This window comes from Aliiroseovarius sp. (assembly GCF_030148435.1).
Taxonomy (GTDB): domain Bacteria; phylum Pseudomonadota; class Alphaproteobacteria; order Rhodobacterales; family Rhodobacteraceae; genus JASBTN01.
Window position 1 is genome coordinate 1 of sequence record NZ_JASBTN010000064.1, and the last position, 8357, is coordinate 8357.

General features: G+C 62.7%; 7 protein-coding genes. 3 read left to right on the forward strand and 4 right to left on the reverse strand.

Going from position 1 to position 8357, the window contains the following annotated elements:
• From Q1V43_RS11650 to Q1V43_RS11660, 3 genes are all read right to left on the reverse strand, one after another.
• Positions 1-1323: GumC family protein (locus Q1V43_RS11650; protein ID WP_300518017.1), on the reverse strand; the 1323-nt coding region annotated here is incomplete at its 3' end.
• Positions 1324-1378: 55 nt separating this feature from the next.
• Complete coding sequence (locus Q1V43_RS11655; RefSeq protein WP_300518019.1) at positions 1379-2983, reverse strand: O-antigen ligase family protein; 1605 nt, start codon at positions 2981-2983, stop codon at positions 1379-1381.
• Entirely contained in the window at positions 2970-3665 is a 696-nt protein-coding gene (locus Q1V43_RS11660) for a hypothetical protein (protein ID WP_300518021.1), read from the reverse strand. Before Q1V43_RS11660 ends, Q1V43_RS11655 begins: the two co-directional genes overlap by 14 nt.
• A 215-nt stretch (positions 3666-3880) precedes the next feature.
• Between Q1V43_RS11660 and Q1V43_RS11665 the strand changes: the two genes are divergently transcribed.
• Positions 3881-4297, forward strand: coding sequence for a hypothetical protein (locus Q1V43_RS11665; protein WP_300518023.1), 417 nt, complete (start codon positions 3881-3883; stop codon positions 4295-4297).
• 100 nt (positions 4298-4397) lie between these two features.
• Here Q1V43_RS11665 and Q1V43_RS11670 read toward each other — a convergent pair whose 3' ends face one another.
• A complete protein-coding gene (locus Q1V43_RS11670; protein ID WP_300518025.1) occupies positions 4398-4805 on the reverse strand; it encodes a hypothetical protein in 408 nt (135 codons plus the stop codon).
• Between the two features lie 879 nt (positions 4806-5684).
• Here Q1V43_RS11670 and Q1V43_RS11675 point away from each other — a divergent pair.
• Both Q1V43_RS11675 and Q1V43_RS11680 read left to right on the forward strand, forming a co-directional pair.
• The gene (locus Q1V43_RS11675; RefSeq protein ID WP_300518028.1) at positions 5685-7151 is read left to right on the forward strand and encodes a mannose-1-phosphate guanylyltransferase/mannose-6-phosphate isomerase; all 1467 of its coding nucleotides are present in this window, start codon (positions 5685-5687) and stop codon (positions 7149-7151) included.
• A 23-nt stretch (positions 7152-7174) separates the two neighbouring features.
• Positions 7175-8149: an NAD-dependent epimerase/dehydratase family protein gene (locus Q1V43_RS11680; protein WP_300518031.1), complete on the forward strand. Its 975-nt coding sequence runs from the start codon at positions 7175-7177 to the stop codon at positions 8147-8149.
• The last annotated feature ends 208 nt before the right edge of the window (positions 8150-8357 follow it).

Consider the following 8357-nt stretch of genomic DNA (forward strand, 5'->3'; position numbering starts at 1 on the left):
GAACGCCAGGCTGACCGCCACGCCGATGGCAGACAGGAAGGCCATGACCAGGGTCAGGCGCGTGTTGGGAAAGGAGGGCTGGTTGGGGGCCAGCGCGTGAGACACGACCCGGCTATCAGCCACCTGTACCAGCGCCTGGGCCTCGAGGTCGCGCAGCCGCGACAGAAGGTTGGAGTATTGGCGCTGGGCGATTTCGGCACCCGCCTGCAGTTCATAGAGATAGGCCAATGTTGTCGAGGACAGGTTGCTTCCCAACACCGCTTCGCGCAGATCGTCGTTCAGCGCATCCCCCCGTGCGTCAAGCATGCCGATCTCGTCCCGCAATCCCTGTATCGACAGTGCGGCTCCGTCCTTCAGCCGGGTTTCCAGTTGCTCCAGCGAAGCGCGCAAACCGAAGGCGCTGTCGCTGTCTTGCGTCACGCCGGCCAGCCGCGCCTCCAGTTCCCGGCGTTGGGTGTTCAGCGCGGCCAGGGCCTCGTTCTGCAGATTGTCGCTCAGGGCAGCCCAATTCCCAGCATCCAGCGCCGCCTGGCTTTCCTCCAGGCTGGAGACAACGCGGCGGCGTGCGGCGTTCAGGGTCAGCAGACTGCTCTGCAGGTCGCGCAGCTCGGCGTCATCCGTTTCGGAGATCAACTGGTCAAGATTGTCGCGCAGGTATTGATCAAAGGCGTCATTCGAAGCGGCAAGTGCAGTGCGCGCCGATGTGACCTGTGCCAAAAGAAGATCACGAGCGGCCTCGACCGATTGCTTTTTCGACCTGATCTGCATGTCGATATAGGTCTGGGCCATGGCATTTGCCAGGGTCGCGGCCCGATCCGGATTGTCCGCGGTCACGGAAATCTCGAACACATAGGTCAGACCACGGCGCCGCACCGTGGTGGCGCTTGCCAGCTTGCGCAGCGTGTCGTTCAGCAGATCCTGTCCCGGGGGCGGGTCGGACATCGGCAGGCCGATGGCCGCGCGCAGCTTGTCCGTGGCCGGGATCGACGGGCCGAATTCTGGGTCGGTGACAAGGTTCAGCGTCTGCACCGTGGCCAGCAGAATCGCACCGGATCGGGCGATCTCGATCTCGCTATCGACTCGGGCACTTTCGGTCGCGCCGCTGGACTGGCGGGCTTCGTCAGGCGCCAGCAGGTTCTTCTGGCTGGGATCGACCAGCAACAGCGCGGTTGCCGTGTACCTCGGCGAGACCAGCAGCAAGATACCAAGGGTGATGGTCAGGACGGTCCCGATGGTGAACAGGATCAGGCGCAAGCGGCGGCGCAGGATCGCCACAACATCTCTCGGTCCGAACTGGGCGGTTGCATAAGAATGAGAAGTCATGTGAACATATTCCGCTTAACGGTTCTAACTCCTGTCTCATACAACCTATGATAGGTCAACCATCGCGACGCCCCCGGGACCGGCGCGGTGCATGCCGTACGGCACTGGCCATGGCCATGAGCACAATGAAGAGCAGCATGTTGGCCTGCATCTCCATGCTGAAATCGACCAGCGAATGCAGCGCCACCTGAAGTCCGACACCCAATCCCGCAATTGGCAGGGCAGCATGCGCCTGCACCCGAATGGCGGCGCGCAGGATGCGCCACAGAACCAGCGCCGCGGCAATCAACGGGAGCGATCCCAGCAGCACCCCGGCCTCTGCCCAGAGCGTCAGGTAAGTGGAGTGGGGCAGGTTCCATGTCACCGCACCGGACAGGGGGGCGGCGTGGTAGAGTTCGAAAGCAGGGGCAAACCCGTCCCAGCCGAACCCGGTCAGCGGCCGGTCGGCAATCATGCCCAGCACCTGACCCCAGAGCGTCACGCGGGCATCGGAATCACCGGCAATGAACAGCAGCCGTTCGAACCCGCCACCGCCGAAGCCCACCATCCCCGTCACCAAGGCAAGTGCACCGATCATGATTGCCTCCGATCCAGCGCGCGTGCCGCTGACGCCCCCTTTCACACGCATGGCGACATAGGACAGGAGCCCCCCCGATAGCGTGGCCACCAACCCCATGCGGGACTGGGTGCCGATCAGTGCCAGAAAGATCACCCCCAGTCCGGCGCACAGGAAAGACACCTCGGCTAACCCCATGCGGGGCATGGCGGCCCCATCCGCCTGGCGCGCCCCGGGTTCATTGAAACGGTCCAGGACCAGGGTGATCCCCAGGATCAGCCCCATGCCAAGGAAAGTGGCGAAGGAGTTGCGGTTGATGAATGTCCCTGTGACTACGCCGCGATAGGCGACCTTTTCGCCCCAGGGCGCGATATCACCCAGAAAACGGAACGCGATCAGCGCCCAGGCGGCATGGGCGGCGATGCCGAGCACCAAAAGCCCACCCATCCGCGCCAGTCGCGCCCCCCGCGCCGACACTTCGACGGCAAGCGCGAAGAGTGAGACATAGGCCAGGGCCCGGATCAGCCCAAGCTGACTGGCCTCGGGGACAAGGCTGATCTGGCCCGGGCGCGGCATGGCTTCGCCCAGCGCGCCGGGCAGGGATGCCAGGTGATCCGGCAAAGCGCCAGGCAGGGGCACCACTTGCAGTACGAGCCCGGCACAGAACACGAGCCCGATGACGGGCGCGATCCATTGGCGCTCGCGGCGTATGTGCAGGGGCGTTTCGGGGGCGATATGCGAAATCAGCGCAAGATGGGCGGCGTGGAGCGCGAAAACCACGCCGGACCAGAGCATCCAGGGCACCGGCCGGTTCGACCCCGCTGGCAGCGCGGCAAGCAGAATCAACAGCACTATGGCGTAGCCCGTCAGGTCGTTCAGGAGTTCCGAACGATGCCGTTCACGGTGGACCGCGCCCCCCTTCCCCCCCCCGCCTGTCGCGGCAGCTTCGACCACCAGTTGCGACTTGTGCACGCGGGTCGCCGTGCGGGCCGGGCGGTCAAACCGGACATTGCCGGTGGTCTGAAGGGCGTCCCCTCTGCCCTGGGGCATTTCGGCGGGCGCGCCGGGCTCAAGCGTGCTGTGGCTCTTTTCACTGTGCGTCATCGTCACTTCCGGGCCGGGCGGCCTTGGTCCGCAGCCGGATCGCGTGAAGAAACCGTTTCTGCGCCGCTTCCGGCGCCCGTTCCACCCCGGCCAATATGACCTCCCGCCAGGCAGGGTACTTTTGGTAATAGGACACAATCCCGTCCCGCGACGGCAGTCCACGCGTCAGCAGAGCCAGGTCCGCGGCAAGTCCGGGATCCCTCGCGAAATCCCCTGGCGTGCCGAGACGCACCGCAAGGGCCAGACGCCATTCGGCCTGCCAGCCTTCCTGAGGCGCCAGGCGGCGCGGCAGCGAAAGCGCCTCGGGCAGGATCGGAACCGCGCTCAATTGCGCCTCGGATTGCAGCTGCACCAGGCGGGCCGGGGCAAAACCCGGCCATTCCTTCACGGTCTGACTGGCGAAATCCAGGCAATTCCGGTTCAACCCAGCGGTCCAGGTCGATGGGAACAGCCGCAACATGTCCGTATTCTGTGCCTCAAGACAGGCCAACATGACATCGGTGCGCCCGCGGACCGATCGGGGCAGCTCCCGCGGCATATCCCCACCCTGCAAGTGGTAGGTCTTGGTATCCACCTTCTGTAGCGACAAGGCAAAGGCCTGCATTTCGACCGGCAATTGCAGAAACGAAAATCCCGAAAGCGCCAAAAGCAGCACCGTGACGATCCAGCGCTTCAACGGCATCGCACATCACTGTCGTTCAAGCCGCGTCGGCCTGTCCTGTTCTTTTCGGTCGGTGCCATCCGCACATTGTCCTTTCATACGAAAAACGGGCCAAGAGGGCCGAACCAGCAGCGCAGGCCGCAGGCCTGGCCCGGTGATAGTTACATTTTCCTTTCATAAACGCACAAGGTTGATTATGAACAGGTAGAAACTCTTTTACCGCGAGTAGGTGTTTTATGAGGCGTATCGGAATTTCCATCCTTGTCACGGCGTCATTTTCGCTGTTTGCGGCGAATGGGCCGGCGGTGGCGCAGAATATCAGCTTTGATCCCGGCGCTGTCCGAAGCGCCTGCAGCGGGGACACATGCAGCGATGCGGTGCTGGCTGCGGTGTCGGCCATTCAAGGCTCGGGCCTTGCGGCCGCACAGATGAACGAACAGTTGGGCGTTCTGGCCGCCGTTCTGGTTCAAGTGGCACAGACCACCCCCTCGGCGCGTCAGTCCGTGGCGCGTGAACTGTCGCGCGTCGCAACGGTTTCGACCGACAGGGCCCAGCGCAGCACGATCGAAAGGGTCGCGTCGCGGGTGGCCGACGCTTCGAACGACATCGGAACCATCGAAACCTCTTCACCGATCGGGGCCAGCCCGGGGTAATCTTGCCCCCACTTGAATTGATCATGAATAGGGCATCGCTTTGAGCTTGCCCGGGCCGGGTGCTTCCGACCTTGATACGCGGCCAGTCACGCAACTGACCTCAGGCGCAACGCTGGATGCCCATCTGGATCAGCTCTCGGCCCGAAATGCGGAGGAAACCCATCGTCGTGTTGCGCGCCTCGCGCAGGAACCAGTCCTGAAGTTGCCGGGGATAATGCGAAGCCATCACCCGGGACCAGTATTCGAACTCCTCCGGCGGCAGGGCGATGCCGTAATAGGGCGAACTTGGCCCGTGGAACCCGAACACCGTATTGGGCAGAATGCAGGTGTTGCGCAGCCCCAGGTACATGGTGCAGGCGGACATGCAATAGCGGCCACGAATTTCCACACGTGTGCCTTCGCTGCGCAGGCGTGAGATCTGCCTGGCGCGAGTGTCGATATTGCCGCCCCTGTCGTTGCGAATGACCAGCGTTCCCCCGACAGAGGCAGAGGCTTTCGGCAGACCCATCGCGGCTGCGGAAATGATCAGGGCAACCGCGATACGTTTGATGCACTCCCGGACGGGCGAGGCGTTTCTGGTTGTAGGGGCACGGTCCTGCCGAGCTCCCGCATTGCGTGTGCATTGCTGTTGCATGTTTTCACCCCGGCTTCTTCGCTTGGTCCCACCAATCACGCCCTGATGAGAGCGAAGAGGCGTAAAGAAGCTGTTATCGGAGAGAGCCCAAACACCGCGCATTCTAGTCAAATTGTGGGTCAACCAGCTGGTCGGACAGCAGGTTGGGCAGCGGGTCGTGCACATCTTCCACCGCGGACGGCAGGAGGTTGCCACCGCCCCGAACGTGGTAAATCCACTGATGCGGGGGCCACTCATGGCTACGCAGGACAGAGGGCACAACACTCAACCCAAGGGATATTAACCACAACGCAGGCGCGAATCACTTACGGTACAGGCGGCCACGGAAGCCGCGACGCGACAAGTTTGCGGACGAGATGGCTCGAATTCGGCACTTTCAGGGACCACAATGTAATTTTTTTACGATTTTTTGGGGCGTGAAATTCGGTCGGAATCGGGAGTGGAACCGCGCTGTCCGCGCGCCCGTCGGCTGCGCGCCCGCGTCCGTGTCCAGCGTGCACCGGCAGGGGGAGGTGTTGCCAAATCCGTGCAAACCCGTTGGTTTCGTTAAAGTTTTATGAAATCCAAAATACTCCTCTTAAGGTGGATTGCGCGAAATCCTCCCACATGCGGTCCCCATTTCGGAAACTGCCCCCCCGGGGAAGGGCAAGTTTTCGGGCACTGTTTCGAAGATTTTCAAAACCTTTTCCATCGTTGACAACGGTTTAGGTGGACGATCTCCTGGGATCGTCTTTTGCCGATTGAGGGCTCCATATGATCTTCCCAGTGATCCTTTGCGGCGGTTCGGGGACACGCCTGTGGCCATTGTCACGCAAGAGTTACCCGAAACAGTTCGTGCCCCTGGCGGGCGACAGAACACTGTTTCAGGCATCAACCCTGCGCCTGTCCGGTGCGGCCGACTTCTTTGCACCGCCGGTGGTTGTCACCTCAGCTGATTTCCGCTTCATCGTGACGGAACAGCTGACCGAAATCGGCATCGACCCGGGCGCGATCCTGATCGAACCCGAAGCCCGAAACACCGCCCCGGCGGTGCTGGCGGCGGCGCTACATATACAGGCGCAGGATCCCGAAGGGGTAATGCTGGTTGCCCCGTCCGATCACGCGATCCCGGATGGCGAAGCGTTTCGTGCGGCCGTGGAACAAGGGCTCGAGGCAGTCCGGCGCAGGCGTCTCGTGACCTTCGGGGTCACGCCCAGCCGACCTGAGACCGGCTACGGCTACCTTGAGCTGTCCGCCAGCCCCGACAGCAGCGGCACGGCGGTCGACCTGAAACGGTTCGTCGAAAAACCCGACCAGGCGAAGGCGGAACAGATGATTGCCGCCGACACCTACCTGTGGAATTCGGGCATTTTCCTGTTCCGAGCCGCGGACATCATTTCGGCCTTCAAGAAACTGGCCCCCGGACTGATGGCTCCGGTGAGCGCTGCAGTGGAACAGGCCGAGCCCGACCTGGGTTTTCTGCGCCTTGCCCCCGGCCCCTGGTCCGCGGCCGAGGTTATCTCGATCGACTACGCGATCATGGAACGGGCCGACAAGCTGTCGGTTGTGCCTTTCTGTGGCGACTGGTCCGACCTGGGCGGTTGGGACGCGATCTGGCGCGACGGCGATCAGGACGCGGACGGGGTTGTGACCTCGGGCGAGACAATTGCAATCGACTGCCAGGATACGCTCCTTCGCTCGGATAATTCGCGGCTTGAACTGGTTGGGATAGGCCTGGAAAACATGATGGTCGTGGCCATGAACGACGCGGTGCTGGTGGCCGACAGGACCCGGGCCCAGGACGTCAAGAAGGCCGTCTGCGCGCTGAAGGCCAAGGGAGCGCCGCAGGCGGTGCGGCGAACCACCGACTTCCGCCCCTGGGGCTGGTTCGAAAGCCTGGCCATGGGCAAGCGTTTCCAAGTGAAACGTATCCACGTTCATCCCGGCGCCGCACTGAGCCTGCAAAGTCATGTCCACCGCGCTGAACACTGGATCGTGGTGGAGGGCACGGCCCGTGTCACCGTCGATAATGAGGTCAAGTTGCTGAGCGAAAACGAAAGCGTCTACGTCCGGCTGGGCGCGGTGCACCGGCTGGAGAACCCCGGCAAGGTGCCGATGGTCCTGATCGAGGTGCAGACCGGCACCTATTTGGGTGAAGACGATATCACCCGCTACGAAGACCTCTACGCCCGCAACCGGGAGGTCTCGGGCTGGGCAGGAATGGCCGCATCCGGCGCCTAGGAGAAACGAAGGAGAACCACACAATGAAAAGGGCACTGGTCTGCGGCGCCGGGGGCTTTATCGGTGGCCACCTTGTCAAGCGCCTGAAGCGCGAGGGGGTCTGGGTGCGCGGCGTCGACCTCAAGTTTCACGAACATGCCGAAACCGAAGCCGACGACTTCATCGTCGGCGATCTGCGCGACCAGGCTTTCGTGCGCTCGGTCATCGACCGCAGCTTCGACGAGGTTTACCAGCTGGCCGCCGACATGGGGGGCGCGGGCTATGTCTTTACCGGCGAGAACGACGCCGCCATCATGCAGAACTCGGCGTTGATCAACCTGAACGTGCTGGACGCCTGCCACAAGCGCAACATCAAGCGCGTGTTCTACAGCTCGTCGGCCTGCATGTACCCCGAGCACAACCAGCTGGACCCGGACAACCCGAACTGTGCCGAAGGCAGCGCCTATCCGGCCAAGCCCGACAGCGAATACGGCTGGGAGAAACTCTTCTCCGAACGGCTCTACCTGGCCTATAACCGCAATTATGGCATGGAATGCCGCGTGGCACGGTTCCACAACATCTTTGGCCCCGAAGGCACCTGGGAAGGCGGCAAGGAAAAGGCGCCGGCCGCCATGTGCCGCAAGGTTGCCGAATGCCCGGACAGCGGGTCGATCGAGGTTTGGGGGGACGGACTGCAAACCCGCTCGTTCCTCTATATCGACGAATGCCTGGAAGGTGTGCTGCGCCTGACCCGTTCGGATTTCGAAGGCCCGGTCAATATCGGGTCGGACGAGATGATCGCCATCAATGACCTGGCAAGGTTGGCGATCGAGATTTCCGGCAAGGATATTTCGGTCAACAATATCCCCGGCCCCGAAGGGGTGCGCGGGCGCAACTCGGACAACCAGCTGATCCGCGAGAAACTGGACTGGACGCCGGATGCACCGCTGCGTGACGGCATGGAAAAGGTCTATGCCTGGATTTCCGGCGAGCTGGAACGTCGCCAAAGTCAGAGCTGATCCAGTTCTGTTTCGGGAGGCGCCGCAACGTGATTGGCGCCGCTTCCCCCATTCCGCCCCCATTCCGCCCCCATGTCGGACCCATGTCGGACCCGCATACCAAGTGTTCTTTCCCATGTCCCTCCCTGTCCCGGTAAATCTGCCCTGTGACAACATGCCCTCTGACCAGACGGGCACAGCTATCCCGGTGACTGGTCGTCGCGGGGGG

Bases quoted from the DNA above. Each gene is read 5' to 3' on its own strand.
- Q1V43_RS11660 (WP_300518021.1), bottom strand. From the start codon at position 3,665: ATGCCGTTGAAGCGCTGGATCGTCACGGTGCTGCTTTTGGCGCTTTCG.
- Q1V43_RS11670 (WP_300518025.1), bottom strand. From the start codon at position 4,805: ATGGGTCTGCCGAAAGCCTCTGCCTCTGTCGGGGGAACGCTGGTCATT.
- Q1V43_RS11680 (WP_300518031.1), top strand. From the start codon at position 7,175: ATGAAAAGGGCACTGGTCTGCGGCGCCGGGGGCTTTATCGGTGGCCAC.
- Q1V43_RS11655 (WP_300518019.1), bottom strand. From the start codon at position 2,983: ATGACGCACAGTGAAAAGAGCCACAGCACGCTTGAGCCCGGCGCGCCC.
- Q1V43_RS11665 (WP_300518023.1), top strand. From the start codon at position 3,881: ATGAGGCGTATCGGAATTTCCATCCTTGTCACGGCGTCATTTTCGCTG.
- Q1V43_RS11675 (WP_300518028.1), top strand. From the start codon at position 5,685: ATGATCTTCCCAGTGATCCTTTGCGGCGGTTCGGGGACACGCCTGTGG.